9 protein-coding genes are annotated in these 14,422 nt (G+C 71.7%); 7 read left to right on the plus strand and 2 right to left on the minus strand.

Annotated features, from left to right (window positions below; all coding sequences use genetic code 11):
* Window positions 1–4 precede the first annotated feature (4 nt).
* The 5 genes from TBR22_RS06970 to TBR22_RS06990 all read left to right on the plus strand — a co-directional run bounded on the left by TBR22_RS06970 (window position 5) and on the right by TBR22_RS06990 (window position 5,882).
* Window positions 5–829 carry an FHA domain-containing protein gene (locus TBR22_RS06970; RefSeq protein WP_239492242.1) on the plus strand — a complete coding sequence of 275 codons (825 nt, stop codon included), beginning with the start codon at window positions 5–7 and terminating at the stop codon, window positions 827–829.
* 188 nt (window positions 830–1,017) lie between these two features.
* The gene (locus tag TBR22_RS06975; RefSeq protein WP_239492243.1) at window positions 1,018–3,048 is read left to right on the plus strand and encodes an ATP-binding protein; all 2,031 of its coding nucleotides are present in this window, start codon (window positions 1,018–1,020) and stop codon (window positions 3,046–3,048) included.
* A 48-nt stretch (window positions 3,049–3,096) separates the two neighbouring features.
* Entirely contained in the window at window positions 3,097–3,564 is a 468-nt protein-coding gene (locus TBR22_RS06980) for an NUDIX domain-containing protein (RefSeq protein ID WP_239492244.1), read from the plus strand.
* 109 nt (window positions 3,565–3,673) lie between these two features.
* Window positions 3,674–4,936, plus strand: coding sequence for a hypothetical protein (locus TBR22_RS06985; RefSeq protein WP_239492245.1), 1,263 nt, complete (start codon window positions 3,674–3,676; stop codon window positions 4,934–4,936).
* A gap of 73 nt (window positions 4,937–5,009) precedes the next feature.
* Complete coding sequence (locus tag TBR22_RS06990) at window positions 5,010–5,882, plus strand: alpha/beta hydrolase (protein WP_239492246.1); 873 nt, start codon at window positions 5,010–5,012, stop codon at window positions 5,880–5,882.
* Here the strand turns inward: TBR22_RS06990 and TBR22_RS06995 are convergent.
* Window positions 5,866–9,198 (minus strand): carboxypeptidase-like regulatory domain-containing protein, encoded by a 3,333-nt coding sequence (locus tag TBR22_RS06995; RefSeq protein ID WP_239492247.1) that lies wholly within the window; start codon window positions 9,196–9,198, stop codon window positions 5,866–5,868. The genes TBR22_RS06990 and TBR22_RS06995 overlap by 17 nt on opposite strands.
* 160 nt (window positions 9,199–9,358) lie before the next feature.
* On the opposite strand from TBR22_RS06995, the gene TBR22_RS07000 reads away from it, so the two are divergent.
* Together TBR22_RS07000 and TBR22_RS07005 are read left to right on the plus strand one after the other, a co-directional pair.
* On the plus strand, window positions 9,359–10,000 hold the full coding sequence (locus tag TBR22_RS07000) for a class I SAM-dependent methyltransferase (RefSeq protein ID WP_239492248.1): 642 nt from the start codon (window positions 9,359–9,361) through the stop codon (window positions 9,998–10,000).
* An 88-nt stretch (window positions 10,001–10,088) separates the two neighbouring features.
* Window positions 10,089–11,228: a DUF6544 family protein gene (locus TBR22_RS07005; RefSeq protein ID WP_239492249.1), complete on the plus strand. Its 1,140-nt coding sequence runs from the start codon at window positions 10,089–10,091 to the stop codon at window positions 11,226–11,228.
* A gap of 16 nt (window positions 11,229–11,244) precedes the next feature.
* Here the strand turns inward: TBR22_RS07005 and TBR22_RS07010 are convergent, their stop codons facing one another.
* Complete coding sequence (locus TBR22_RS07010) at window positions 11,245–14,370, minus strand: ATP-binding protein (protein WP_239492250.1); 3,126 nt, start codon at window positions 14,368–14,370, stop codon at window positions 11,245–11,247.
* Window positions 14,371–14,422: the final 52 nt, after the last annotated feature.

Here is a 14,422-nt window from a genome sequence, read left to right on the forward strand (position 1 = left end):
TGCCATGGACGTCACCACTCTCACCGCCCTGGGCCGCACCCTGCACGCGCGCCTTCGTACCTTCCTCGATGCGCCACTGGCGCCGGATGCCTCGCCACTCGAGATCGCGCAGGCCGCCCTCGACGACGTCGAGCGGCAGGCACAGCCGGCCTCGGAAGGGCGACGGGTGTTCCCCTTCACCCGGGTGACGATCCGCGTGCGCGCCCCGCAGGAGGAATGGGCCGCCTTCGAGGCCGTGCTCGACGGCATGGACGCGCGCGTCCGGGCCAGGCTGGCCGAGGTGCGATGCGAGACGCCCCGCGGGCTGGAGGTGCGCGTCACCTGTGAGCCGGTGGGCGAGGGCGGACGCGGGTTCCTCGTCGACTACGAGCGCCTGACGAGTGGCGCCCTGGCGGCCCCGCCGCCCGTCCTCGCCGTCACCGTGCTGCGGGGCAAGGCGCTGGCCGCGACGTGGCGGTTCACGGAGGGCACCGTCCTGGTCGGGCGGACCAGCGAGGCGGCGCTCGAGACCGCGCCGCTGCGCCGTCACCACCTCGCCTTCGCCGATGCGCGCGACGGCGTCACCGAGACGGTCGGTCGTTCCCACGCGCGCATCAGGTTCGACGCCGCCAGCCGGGCGTACCGCGTCTACGACGAGGGCAGCCACAACGGGACATCCGTGCTCCGGGATGGCGAGGTACTGGCGGTGCCGCGCCGCGACCCCCGCGGCCTCCGCCTCCGCCACGGCGACGAGATCCAGTTCGGGCGCGCCCTGGTGCGGATCGAGATCGCCGAGCCCGGGGTGGTCGTCGCGGCTCCGCCGGCATCGCCGCCCCCAGGGCCGGGCTAAAGCCTCCCGGATCCCTGTCGATTGGTGGGACGAGTTCGGCAGGCATGCGCCTCGCCGCGGTCCCTCTCCTCCCCGAGACCTGGATGTCGTCGCCTGCCCTGCACCCTCGCAATGTCCCGAACGATGCGAGGGCGGGCGTCGAACCGGCCGCCGCTGCGCCGGCCTCCGTCCACGAAGCGGTCGCGGGCGTGCAGCAGGCCCTTCTGTGGGGCCTGGACATCGACGAGTGTCGGCACCTCGCGCTGCATGCCTGCCTCGACCTGACCGACGGCACGTGGTCGGCGCTGGTGTGCAGCCCCGGCGACGCGTCGCCCGTGGTGCTGCTCGAGCACGCGGGCCACCGGCGCGCCGCCGAGTGGGAGGCCGCGACGCTGCTGGCCGCCTGCGCCACCGAACTGCCCGACGCCTGCCGCCACCGGCAGCCCCGGGCGTTGCGCCTCCGGCGACCGGCGGCCGAGGGGCCACGGCGGGTGCGCGACGACACGCTGCTCGTCCTGCCCGTGCCGGGCGCGGCGAGTGCGCCGCCTTCGACCCTGCTGGTCGTGCGGGAGGCGCCAGCCGACGCCGATGCGTGCGCGGCGGCCCTCGACCCGCTGCTCCGGCTCACCGGCCAACTCGACGCGCTCTCGCGCGAAGTGCAGGCCCGTCGGTCGGCCGAGCGCGCCCTCGAGCGCGAGCGTCACCGCCTCCACCTGGCACTCGCGGCGTCCGACGTCGGGGTCTTCGAGTTCCACGCGCGGTCCGGCGTGCTCGAGTGGGACGAGCGCCTCTGGGCGATGCACGGCCTCGAACCGCGCGCCCAGTGGACCCTGGGCGACTGGGCCGGCGTGGTGCATCCCGACGACGCGCACGCCGCCATCGACGACCTGATGGCGGCCGTCGAGCAGCGGGCGCCACTGCAGACCCAGTACCGCGTGGTGACGCCGACCGGGGAGGTGCGCTACATCCGCTGCAACGCGCGCGTGCTCGAGCCCGACGGCGAACCGCTGGTGGTCGGCGTCAACATCGACATCACCGCCGACATCCTGGTGCAGCAGGAACTGGCCGCCGAGCGGGCGCAGGCCGAGGCGGCGACGCGTGCCAAGTCGCAGTTCCTGGCGACGATGAGCCACGAGATCCGGACGCCGATGAACGGCGTGCTCGGGATGCTGGAGCTGCTGCTCCGCAGTGGCCTCACGCCCGAGCAACTCGAGCGCGCCACCACGGCGCACACGTCGGCCGAGTCGCTGCTGCGCATCCTCAACGACATCCTCGACCTGTCCAAGCTCGAACAGCATCAGGTCGCCATCGAGTCGATCCCCTACCAGCCCGCGCAGGTGCTCAGCGAGGTGATGGCGCTGTTGCGGCCGCGCGCCACCGAGAAGGGGCTGGCCTTCGAACTGCACCTCGACGGCCTCGTGCCACCGTGGATTGCCGGCGACCCCATGCGCCTTCGGCAGGTCCTGCTGAACCTCACCGGCAATGCCATCAAGTTCACCAGCCAGGGCAGTGTCACGGTGCGCGCATCCCTCGATCGCGGCGACGCCGCGCGGCCGCGGCTGCGGATGGAGATCGTCGACACCGGCGAGGGCATCTCGTCGGACGCGCAGGGGCGGCTGTTCCAGCAGTTCGTGCAGGCCGATTCGTCCACGTCGCGTCGTTTCGGCGGCACCGGTCTCGGGCTGGCGATCAGCAAGCAGCTGATCGAACTGATGGGGGGCCGCATCGGCGTCAGCAGCCGGCCGGGTGCCGGCAGCACGTTCTGGTTCGAGGTGCCCGCGATCGCGACGGTGCCGTCCGGGCCGCGCCGCCCGGTCGCGCCTGTCGTGTCGGCGCGCCCGGCGCGCCCGGGCGTGCCGCCGCTCCGGATTCTGGCCGTGGACGACAACGCCGTGAACCGCCGCATCGCGCAGGCGTTCCTGGTGCCCCACGGGCATTCCGTGACCGTCGTCGAGGGAGGCGCCGAGGCCCTGGCCAGGCTGCAGGCCGAGCCGTTCGACATGGTCCTGCTCGACGTGCAGATGCCGGTCATGGACGGTCCGGCCTGCCTCGCGCAGTTGCGCACCCTGGACGCGCCGGTGCGCGACCTGCCGGTGATCGCCGTGACCGCCAACGCGATGGCGGGCGATCGTGAGAAGTACCTCGACGCGGGGTTCGACGACTACGTGTCCAAGCCGATGACCATGGCCGGTCTCGGCGAGGCCGTGGCGCGGGCGTGGACGGGGCGGCGTCGGTCCTGAACCAGCGCCGGTAGCCCGCTCGCGCCGGCCCGTGATAGGAATGCCCTGATGCCGGCCAAGGCCAGCGCGGGTGTGCTGCTGTTCCGACGACGCGACGCGGTGATCGAGGTGTGCCTCGTGCACCCCGGGGGGCCGTTCTGGGTCCGCAGGGACGTCGGCGCGTGGACCATCCCCAAGGGCGAGATCGAGCCGGGCGAGGACCCCCTCGCGGCGGCTCGCCGGGAGTTTGCCGAGGAAACCGGTTCGACGGTGGAGGGGCCGTTCACCTCCCTCGGCAGCGTCCGGATGCGCAGCGGCAAGGTGGTGCATGCCTGGGCCGCCGAGGGGGACCTCGACGTGACCAGGATGCGCTCCAACGTGTTCACCCTCGAATGGCCGCCTCGCTCGGGGCGCCAGCAGCAGTTCCCCGAAGCCGATCGTGCGGCCTGGTTCGCGCTCGACGAGGCGCGTCGCCGCATCCTCGCCGCACAGGCGCCGTTCCTCGACGCGCTGCGGGCCTGGATCGCGTACGTCTGAAGGCCACGCGTCCCGTTCGCGACGGTGCCGCCTGATGGCGCCTGGCTTGACGGGGACGTCGAGCCGGTGCCCGGCGCGTCGGGGTCCGTCCCTGGGCCATCATGAACGCATGCGCTGGATCCCGCCTGCAATTGACCGCCCGGCCGCCTGGGCGGCGCGCGCACTCGCCCTCGCCGCGCTCGCCGCGCTTGCCGTCCCGCTCGCTGCCCAGCCCTGGTACATGTACGACGCAGTGGGCACCTGGAAGCCCTGGAAGATGCAGCTCTCCTCGGGGGCGCGGGCCGCAGCGAAGGCGACGCCCGCCGAGCTCAAGGCGTTCGAGGGTGAGTTGCTGAAGTTCTCGGAGATCTGGAAGCGGGCGCCCGGCGTCGCGGAACCGAGAGGCTTCAGCGTGGAGGTCTGGGGCCATCTGTCCGGCGCTGCGGCGGTGCCGGCCGGTGCGCCGCGGGCCGCGAGGCCGCCCATCGCCGGCGGCGTGACCTTCGCCGCGTTCCCGATCTTCGAGTACGAGCGCGACGGCACGCGGGTGCGCGCCGACACGGGCGAGACCGAACTCCTCACCTTCATGGTCAACGACATCTCCGGTGCGGTGATCGGGCGCCCCGGGCCGGAACCCTGGCGCGGTGTCGAGCACGACATCATCTTTCCCTTCGTCCAGAAGGGCGAGCGGGGCGGCTTCCCGTTCCACGAGGAGATCGTCGTCATGACGAAGCGGACGGCGCCGCTCTACCTGCCGGTCAACCTCGAGGAGGCGTGGACGATGCAGGTGAAGGTGTCGAAGAAGGAGGTCGCCGAGGCGGCCGAGGTCGTCGGCAGGTTCCAGCAGAATCTCGACAAGCACCTCGACCCGGCAGAGCGCGCCAGTCGGCAGGCCGAGTACCAGCGCAATTCCAGGGACATGCCCGATCCGGCAGCCTACTTGCGACAGATGAGCGAGGTGGAGGCCGTCACCGAGAAGAGCCTCCGCAGTGAACTGGCGCCGGGCAGCAGCAGCGTGGTGCGCCTGCGCACGACCGAGAAGGAACTCGCGGCCGCGGAGGCGGCGCTGGCGGCCCTCGCCCCCGAGCAGCGCGCCGCCGAGGCCTGCTTCGTCACCGACGCGACGCGGGTCGAGGGGCGGTTGCGGCCCGGCCCGGCCAACGCCCGCTGCCAGGCCCTCGTACGCCCCAACACCGGGTTCTTCGACCCGTCGCTGCCGCGGTCGGCGCCGCAGATCGCCATCCTCTGGGATGCCACGCGCTGCTTCGAGCGCAAGGCGGAGCGGGAGAAATGGGACCGGAACCAGACGGTCAGGCGGGTCGCCGGCTGCGAGGCCAACAAGGCGTTGATCGCGACCTGGGACCGCGACGCGATTCTCGCGTGGCTGTGGTGAAGTCGCTCCGCCGGCTGCCGCCTGACGCGGTTGTCGCAAGGCACTCGTCGCCTGCTGGCGGTAGCCTATGCCCATGCTCACCAGAACCCTGATGCTGGTCCTCGCGCTGGCGCTGTCCGCGCCGGCGCGCGCGCAGGAACCGCGGGCGGCCGAGATCCCGCTGTGGAGCGGTGTCGCTCCCGGCTCGGAGGGGAAGTCGGGCGACGAGGTGGTCGAGACGTCGGCCAGCGGTGAACGGCGTGTCACCAACGTGCATCGCCCGAGCATCACGCCGTACCTGCCGGCGCCGGGGACGGCCACGGGCGTGGCCGTGCTGGTGATTCCCGGCGGCGGGCACCGCCAGCTGGTGATGACGCACGAAGGCGACAACCCTGCGGCCTGGTTGCGGCAGCGCGGCATCGCCGCGTTCGTGCTGAAGCACCGCCTGGCGCGCGAGCCCGGCTCGACCTACCGCATCGACGTCGAGGCGCTCGCCGACGCGGCGCGCGCGATGCGCACGATCCGGGCCCGGGCGACCGAGTGGGGCATCGATCCGGCGCGCATCGGCGCGATGGGCTTCTCGGCCGGCGGCGAGCTGGTGGCCATGGCGTCGATCCGCGACATGGCCGGCGACCCGGCCGCGGCCGATCCGATCGACCGCGTCAGCGCGCGCCCGGACTTCCAGGCCCTGATCTACCCGGGGCGGTCCGGCGACATCGTCCCCGACGCGCGCACGGCGCCGGCGTTCCTGGCGGCGGCCTACGACGACCGCCAGGACATCGCCGAGGGACTCGCCGAGGTCTACCTGCGGTTCAAGCGCGCCGGCGTGCCCGCGGAACTGCACATGTACGGCAGCGGCGGGCACGGCTTCGGCGTGCGCGCGACGACCACGCGCCCGGTGGGCGCGTGGATCGATCGCTTCGAGGAGTGGCTGCGCGACCGGAAGGTGATCAGAACATCACCTTGAACGCGAGCTGGATGTTGCGCTCGGTCGTGCCGCACAGCGCGCACGACGGGTTGGGCAGCATCGCCGTGATCTGGCCGAACAGCGGGTTGCCGAGCGTGCCGTTGGGCTGCGCGAACTGCGGATGGTTCAGCAGGTTGAACGCCTCGAAGCGGAACTCGGTGTTGAACCGGCCGAAGCGGGTGTTCTTGATCAGCGAGAAGTCGATGTTGAACTGGCCGGGGCCGCGCAGGATGTTGCGGCCCGAATCCCCGTAGGTGCCGGTGGTGTCGGCCGGCGCCGCGAAGGCCGACGTGTCGAACCACTTCTCGATGGTCGGGTTGTCGATCGCGCCGTCGGCGAGGCGGTTCGGGCGGTTGCCCGTGCCGGTCGACAGCACGCCCTGCGTCTGCGTCACGGTGAAGGGCAGGCCGGAGCGCAGGTAGAGGATGCCGCTGGTCTGCCAGCCGCCGTACCACGTGTCGCGGGCCCAGGGCAGCTCGTACACCCAGCTCGAGCTCAGCGTGTGGGTGACGTCGTAGTCGGACGGGCCGCGGTTGTACTGCGGGTCGTACACGTTGGTCAGCGTCACGCCGCCGTCGTTGTCCGAGTTCAGGTCGATCGCCTTGTTCCAGGTGTACGAGTTCAGCATCGAGAAGTTGTCGGCGAAGCGGCGCTGGACCTTGATGAAGAAGCCGTGGTAGTCGAGGGTGCCGATGCTCTGCACCTGGCCGATGCTGCGCAGCGCCGGTGACACCGCGTAGTAGGGCCGGTTGATGTTCGGGTCGCTCACGCCGACCACCGGCGGGGCCTGGTTGGGATCGCCCTTGAGCAGCATGTTGCGGCCCTGGGATCCGACGTAGGCCACCTCGATCATGTAGTTGGTGCCGAGCTGCTGCTGGAGGTTCACGTTCCAGTTGCGCGCGTAGCCGTCGCGGAAGTTGACGTCGAAGATCGAGCGCGTCGTGCCCGAGGCGGGACGGTTCGGGTCGACGCCGGGAGGCGGCGGCAGGCCATCGGACACGCGCAGCGTCGTGGCGCCGGCCGAGGTGTTCAGCGCGGTGGACTGCAGGAAGGGCGGATTCTGCGCCTTGGACGACGACGTGCCGCCGGGCGTGAAGTTCCAGAACACGCCGAAGCCGCCGCGGATGACGGTGCGGGCGTTGCCCGACAGGTCATAGGCGAACCCGAGGCGCGGCGCGAAGTTGGTCTTCGAGTAGGTCTGGAGGTAACGGCCCACCTCGATGCCGTTGATGACCGCGTTGGGCGAGGCGACCACGAAGCGGCCGGTGGCCGGGTCGAAGTTCGACTGGCGGTCGTCGATCTCCACCCACGGGACGAACAGGTCGTAGCGCAGGCCGAGGTTCAGCGTGAGGCGGTTGCTCGCGCGCCAGTCGTCGTGGACGTAGGCGGCCCACTCGGGACGCTGCTCGGTGTAGGTGTTGGCGTCGAACAGGTTGCGCGTCTTGGTCGTCGCGTAGCCGAGCAGGAAGCTGGCCACGTCGTAGCCGGTGGCCGCGTTGATCGTGCAACCGGAGGCCAGGCCCGCGCAGTTGGACGTCTGGTTGTTGGTGAAGGCGAAGTTGCCGACGATGGAGTCGGCATTGAGGATCTCGCGGGAGCGCAGCGTCAGGCTGCCGCCCACCTTCACGGTGTGCTTGCCCTTCAGCCACGTGACGTTGTCGAAGAACTGGAAGTCGTTCTGGTTGGTGATCAGCGGCTGGTTGCCGTTGGCGCCGAGGTTGCGCACCGTCTGGAATGCCAGCTGCGTCATCGCCGAGGTCACCTCGTTGAGGTTGATGCCCGGGATGCCCACCGCCGCGGCCGGGTTGGTCCCGTAGGCAATCGGCGTCATGAAGAACTTGATCGAGTTCCAGCCGAAGCGCGCCTCGTTCAGCCAGTTGCTGCCGAACGTGTGCGTGTCGTTGAACGCGAAGCTCTGGGCCTTGATGTCGCCGTTGCCGGCGCCGAAGGTCGCGCCCGCGTCGCCCACGGTGGGGATGGTGGCCGGCAGGTCGCGCACCGTCTTCTGGTAGCTGTAGCGGCCGAAGAAGCGGTTGGCCTGCGTCAGCACGTGGTCGACCTTGACGTCGAACTGGTCGTCGTTGCGCGTGAGTTCCGGGTTGATCAGGTAGTTGTTGATCGGCTGCCCGCTGGCGGCGCGGCTGCCCGCCGTGTTCGGGGCAGGGAAGTACCTCTGCATGATCTGGGCGGAGGCGGGATCCCACCGGTTGGACGGGATGACGTTGCCCGGAAACGGCTGGCCCGTGAGCGGGTCATAGATGACGCGGTTGATCTCGGAGAAGTCGCCGGCGCGCATCCGCTCGGAGGGCACCGTCGAGAGGTACGTCTGGCCGGCCTTGATGCGCAGGCCCTGGTAGTCGGCGAAGAAGAACGTGCGGTCCCTGACGATCCGGCCGCCGAGCGTGCCGCCGAACTGGTTCTGCATGAAGTCCGGCTTGGGCCGACCGGCCCGATTGTTGAAGAAGTTGTTGGCGTCGAAGGCGTCGTTGCGGTGGAACTCGAAGGCGCTGCCGCGGTAGGTGTTGGCGCCCGACTTGATCTGCAGGTTGACGACGCCGCCGAGCGACCGGCCGAATTCCGCCGAGTACGTGCTGGTCTGCAGCTTGAACTCGTCGATGGCGTCAGGACTCGGGAAGATGACCACCGTCTGCAGCCACGTCTCGTTGTTGTCCACGCCATCGAGCATGTAGTTGTTGTCGCGCGGGCGCTGGCCGTTGGCCGAGAAGGCCGCCGAGGCGCGCCACGCCAGCGAGCCCGCGCCGTCGATGTTCGACCCGGGGATGCCGCGCATCACGCCGGGGACGGTGCGCGTGAGGCTGACGAAGTTGCGGCCGTTGAGCGGCAGTGCCTTGATCTGCTCCTCTTCCACCGTCGTCGACAGGTCGGAGCTGTTGGGCTGCACCAGCGGCGTCTGCGCCACGATCTCGACGGTCTCGGCCATGTTGCCGACCTCGAGCCGCGCATCGACGCGCACGCGCTGGTCGACGCTCACCGTGATGCCCTCGAGCAGCACCGTCTTGAAGCCCTGGAGTTCGACGTTGACCTTGTACGTGCCGGTCGGCACCGACGGCGCCGTGTACTCGCCGTTGGCGTCGGTCACGTAGGTGCGCGTCCGCCCGGTCTCGACCTGCGTGACGGTGACCGTGACGCCGGGCATCACGCCCCCGCTGTTGTCGGTGACCGTCCCGAGGATGGTGCCGGTGACGGCCTGGCCGCGCGCCAGGGGCGCGCAACACAGGGCCAGCGCGCCGATCAGGAGGGTTGAGAGGAGGGCACGCGTACGCCCGCGCTGCCGGTGGACCGTGGACAAGGACATCTGGCCTCCCGAGACCCGTTACCGGCGCACGCGAGGTCGATGCCGCGCGCGGGGCAACATTTGCACCGAAGTGAGACGAATGGGTGGCACCGAAGTACCACGCGTCAGCCGTTCGGGTCAATGGCGAGGCGCGTCGGCGGCGTTCCTGTACGATCCGACCGTGTCACGCGTGCGCCGCCTCGCCCTCGCCTCCGCCCTCGTCCTGCTTCCCGCCGTTGCACTCGCGCAGGTCGGCGTGCGGCCCGCCCGCGAGTACATCGCGATGCTCGACGCGCCGGAGCGCGTCGAGGCGATGCGTGTGCCGGAGCTCATCGCCCGGCTCGCCGTGAAGAAGGAGATGGTGGTGGCCGACGTGGGGGCGGGATCCGGCGTGCTCACCGGCCCGCTGGCCCTGGCCACCGGGCCCGGCGGCGTGGTCTACGCCTCGGACATCGACCCCGACCTGCTCGCGCACATCGCGCGGCGCGCCGAGTCGGCGCGACTGCCGCAGGTCAGGACGGTGCTGGGTACCTTCACCGACCCGATGCTGCCGCAGGCCGTCGACCTCGCGTTGATGAACGACGTGCTCCATCACGTGGCCGACCGCGCCGCCTACCTCAAGGCCGTGGCGCGACACCTCAAGAAGGGCGGCCGGCTCGCCATCATCGACTTCATCCCGGCGTCGAGCCCGCACGCCGGCACGCCGGACCTCGTGGTCTCGGAGGCGCAGGTCGACGACTGGGCCGCCGCGGCCGGCCTGACGCGCACCGAGGCGTTCTCGCTCTACACCGACCGCTACTTCGTCATCTACACGAAGCGCTAGTCGCGGCAGGTGCGGAAAATCTCCCGCGACGCGCCCTGCCGGCGGGCGTCCTCGGCGCGATCCCGGGCATGTGCCGTTGGCGTCCGTCGTGCATGAGCTCGACGCGATGGCCTGGGTGTTTGCCGGCTTCCTCGTCGTCCACGGACTCATCCACCTGATGGGGTTCGCCAAGGCCTTCGGGTACGCGGCGCTGCCCGACCTCACGACCCCGATCTCGCGGGCGATGGGGCTGGCCTGGCTGGCGGCTGCCGCCCTCTTCCTCGTCGCCGCCGTGCTCGTGGTCGTGTCGCCACGCACCTGGTGGATGGTCGCCGGCGCCGCGGTGCTCGTGTCGCTGTGCGTGGTGGCGGCGGCGTGGCACGACGCGCGGTTCGGCGCGCTGGCCAACGTCGTCGTGGCCGTGGGCATCGCCTTCGGCGTGCTGACGGCCGGGCCCGGCAGCCTGCGCGCCCGCTACGAGCACGACGTGCGCGCCGCCCTCGCGGCTCGCGTGCCCGACGCGCGTCACGTCAGCGAGGCCGACCTCGCCAGCCTCCCACCGCCGGTGCAGCGCTACCTGCGACTCGCGGGTGCGGTCGGCCGACCCCGCGTCGGGGCGGTGCGGGCGCGGATGCGCGGACGGATCCGCAGCGCCAGGGACACGGTGTGGATGCCGTTGTCGGCCGAGCAGTACGACGTGTTCGGCGCCCGCCCCGCGCGCCTGTTCTATCTCACCGCGTCGCGCGCGCTGGTGCCGATCCAGGGCTTCCACCGGTTCGTCGACGGGGCCGCGTCGATGCGAATCGAGGCCATCGGGCTGGTGCCCGTGATGGAGCAATCGGGGCCGGTCGCCACGCAGGCGGAGACCGTGACCCTGTTCAACGACATCTGCATGCTGGCGCCGGCGGCGTTGCTCGACGCCCCGGTGACGTGGCTCGACGCCGGGACGCGCGACGCAGCGGGCCGCGACGTCGTGCGCGCCCGTTACGCGCCCGATGGGCGAGCCATCGAGGCCGCCCTCGTGTTCGACCAGGACGGCCGGCTCGTCGACTTCGTCTCCGACGACCGGTCGGCCACCTCGCCCGACGGCACGACGATGGTGCCCCGCCGGTGGAGCACGCCGCTGCTGGCCTATCGGCGCTTCGGGACGGCCACCCTGGCGTCTCGTGGCGAGGCGCGCTGGCACGAGGGCGTCGACAGCTGGGCCTACATCGAGCTCGAATTCGAGGCGATCGAGTACCTGCGCTGAGTCTTCGCAACCGGCGCTACGCGTCCGCTGGCCGGATTGGCAGCGACAGCGTGACGCGCAGGCCGCCGTCCGCCGCGGCCTCGGCCGTCAGGCGGCCACGATGGGCCTCGGCGATCGATCGGCAGATGGCCAGGCCCATGCCCATGCCTGCGGGCTTGGTCGTCACGAACGGCTCGAACAGGCGTTCGGCGACCTCGGGCGACACGCCGGGGCCGGTGTCCGAGACGGCCATCTCGACGCGGTCCTCGCGGTTGCGCGTCGTGATCGTCACCTGACGCGGTCCGTCCTGCGTCGCCATCGCCTCGCAGGCGTTCATGAGCAGGTTCACGAGCACCTGGCCGAGTTGCACGCGGCGGCCGCTGACGCGCCTCAGGTCGTCGGCCAACTCCAGGATCACGCGCACCCGATGGTCCTCGAGCTCGCGCCGGACCAGGGGCAGCATCTCGCGGACCAGCGCCGACATGTCGATCGGCCGGTCGTCGGGAGTGCCCGATCGGAGGAACTCCCGCAGGCCGGTGATCACTTCCGAGGCGCGCAGGCCCTGCGACACGATGTCCTGCAGGATCTCGCCGAGGTCGGCCGGAGGCGTCGGGCCCGCGTCGAGGATGTGCTGTGCCGCTTCGGCGTTGGCGACGATCGCGGTGAGGGGTTGCTTGACCTCGTGGGCGAGGCTGGCGGCCAGTTCGCCGGCCAGCGCGACGCGGGAGACGTGTTCGAGCTGCGTGCGCAGGGCGGCGGCGCGCTCGTCGGCGCGGCGTTGCCGTTCCAGCGCCGCGAGGCGCTCGGCGTGGCGGCGTTCGAGCACCCCGACGCGCTGCCGGTAGAGTCCGAAGGCCAGCAGGCCCACGGTCAGCAGCCCGGCCAGTCGCGCCAGGCGCGTCTGCCACCACGCCGGCAGGATGGCCAGGTCGAGCGCGGCCGGCGCCAGGTTCCACACCCCGTCCTCGTTGCGCGCCTGCAGCAGGAAGCGGTGCCGGCCAGGGCCGCCAGGGGTGAAGGTGGCGAACCGCTGTGGACCGACGTCCACCCAGTCGCGGTCGATGCCCTCGATCCGGAACCGGTAGCGCATGCGCTCGGGGTAGAGGAGCGCCGCAGCGCTGAAGTTCAGGCGGACCCGCGCCGTGCCGGGCGGGATCTCGACGACCGGTCCGAGCGGCAGCTCGCGCTCGTCGGCCAGCACGCTGTCGATGCGGATCGTCGGGGCGATGGGGTTGAACGGGAAACGGTCCGCATCGATCCGCACGACCCCGTCGAGCGTGCCGAACCACACCCGGCCGCGACGGTCGACGTCGCCGGCGGGGAGCCCGAAGTTGGCCTCGGGCACGCCGCGTTCGGGGCCGAACACGGCCGGGGCGAGCGTGCGGCGCCTGCCCGCCACCAGGTCCTCGACGTCGCGGCGGGGCAGGACGGCCACCCCGCGGTTGGTCGCCATCCAGACCCGCCCGCGCCCATCGTCGAGCAGCCGGCTGATGGCGTTGTCGGGGAGCCCTTCGGCCGTCGTGATCCGGGTCACCTTGCCGTCGCGGAGCACGCCGAGGCCGCCGCCGTAGGTGGCCACCCACACCTCGCCGGTCGCCGCGACCAGCACGTCGCGGACGGCGCCGCGCGGCATGCCCGCGGCCTCACCGTAGGTCCGCACGGTCGCCCCACGCACCTGGTGGATGGCGGCCGAGCCCCCGATCCAGAGCGTGTCGTCAGGCGCGAGGGTCGCGCTCACCAGGGGAGGAGGCAGCGTGTACCGCTCGAGGACGCGATCGGCCGAGACACGGCGCACGTCGCCGCCGCTGGAGACGACCCACAGCGTCCCGTCGCCGCGCGCCAGGACGGGGCCGGAGTCGCGAGGGAGCTCCACGGACGTGCGCGCCAGTCGCTTCGGGTTGCGCGCCAGCCGGTACAAGTGACCTTCCCAGCGGAGCCACACCGTGCCGTCGGGCGCCGACGCGAAGGCGTGCTCGCAGCCACCGGGGTCGATGTCCTGCTCGACGCCCGACCGGTACACGTGGGTGACGATGTCCGTCTCGTCGACGTGGAAGATGCCGTTGCAGCTGCTCGACACCCACACGCCGCCGGTCCCGTCGCGCGCCACGGCGACCACGGCGGCAATCCCGTAGTGTTCGCCGAAGCGCCTGGTGGAGTGACGGTCCACGCGGTACAGGCCGCGCCCGTTGGTGCCGATCCACAGGCTGCCCTCGGGATCGACGGCGAGCGCACGGATGACCAGCCCTGGAGGCAGGTCGAGGGGCAGGTCCTCGCGGACCCAGCGGCCGTTCCCCTGTGCCGTGAGCTGCGCCACGGCGCCGTCGCTGCCGACCCATATCGTCGTGCCATTGATCGGCAGCGCCACGCTCACGCCGGCGGTGAGGGCCGGCTGCACCTGCACCGGGGTGACGCGCCCGCCGTGCAGGCGCAACAGGCCGTGGTACGACCCGATCCAGACGTCGCCGTCGACCCCGGCGGCGATCGCGCGCCCCTTCATCGGCAGCGGGATGGCAGCCCCGAGTGGCGAGGTGACCTCGCGCATGGTGTTCTCGAAGGACGCCCACACCGCGCCGGTGGGCGTGCTCGCGAGGTAGTTCAGCCCACCCACGCCGCCGGCCGTCGCCTTCATCGACAGTCGCCACGGGCCGACGGCATCGCTCGTCCACACGTCGCCGTTGGCGCCTTGCGCATGGAACACGCCGCCAGCGCGCACGAGGCCGACGACCGTGCCCATCGCGGGCGCCGGTTGCAGGACGGTGCGCACGTGACCGCGCTCGAGGTGGCCGAGGTGCCCTTCCTGCGTGGTGAACCACAGCGCCTCGGGACCGGCCGGCACCATCGCGGTGATGCGGTTGGAGGCCAGGCCGGGTTCGCGCGCGATGTCGATCACCTGGAACCCGACGCCGTCGAACCGGACCAGCCCGCCGAACGTCGCCAGCCACAGCTCGCCGCCGGGCAACGCCACGATGTCGTTGATCGTGTTCTGCGGCAGGCCCTCGGTCGTCGTCCAGCGCGCGACGCGGACGTCACGCAGCGCGTGGCCGTCGGCGCGTGCGGCGGCTGGCGCCGCCGCGAGCAGCGCTGCGCAGAGCAGGCTGGCGTACCGGAACGGCCGGCGGCCGGGTACGCCACGTGACGACGACGTCGGGAAGCGCGAGGGCATGCGGGCAGGCCGGGGCCTGCGTTGGCATGGTATGGGGAAGGGCGGCGGGCGC

Origin of the sequence: Luteitalea sp. TBR-22 (assembly GCF_016865485.1) — a bacterium.
GTDB lineage: Bacteria > Acidobacteriota > Vicinamibacteria > Vicinamibacterales > Vicinamibacteraceae > Luteitalea.

Excerpts from the sequence above, each read along its gene's own strand:
- TBR22_RS06985 (WP_239492245.1), top strand. The coding sequence starts at position 3,674 with ATGCGCTGGATCCCGCCTGCAATTGACCGCCCGGCCGCCTGGGCGGCG.
- TBR22_RS06970 (WP_239492242.1), top strand. The coding sequence starts at position 5 with ATGGACGTCACCACTCTCACCGCCCTGGGCCGCACCCTGCACGCGCGC.
- TBR22_RS06995 (WP_239492247.1), bottom strand. The coding sequence starts at position 9,198 with ATGTCCTTGTCCACGGTCCACCGGCAGCGCGGGCGTACGCGTGCCCTC.
- TBR22_RS07010 (WP_239492250.1), bottom strand. The coding sequence starts at position 14,370 with ATGCCCTCGCGCTTCCCGACGTCGTCGTCACGTGGCGTACCCGGCCGC.
- TBR22_RS06980 (WP_239492244.1), top strand. The coding sequence starts at position 3,097 with ATGCCGGCCAAGGCCAGCGCGGGTGTGCTGCTGTTCCGACGACGCGAC.
- TBR22_RS06990 (WP_239492246.1), top strand. The coding sequence starts at position 5,010 with ATGCTCACCAGAACCCTGATGCTGGTCCTCGCGCTGGCGCTGTCCGCG.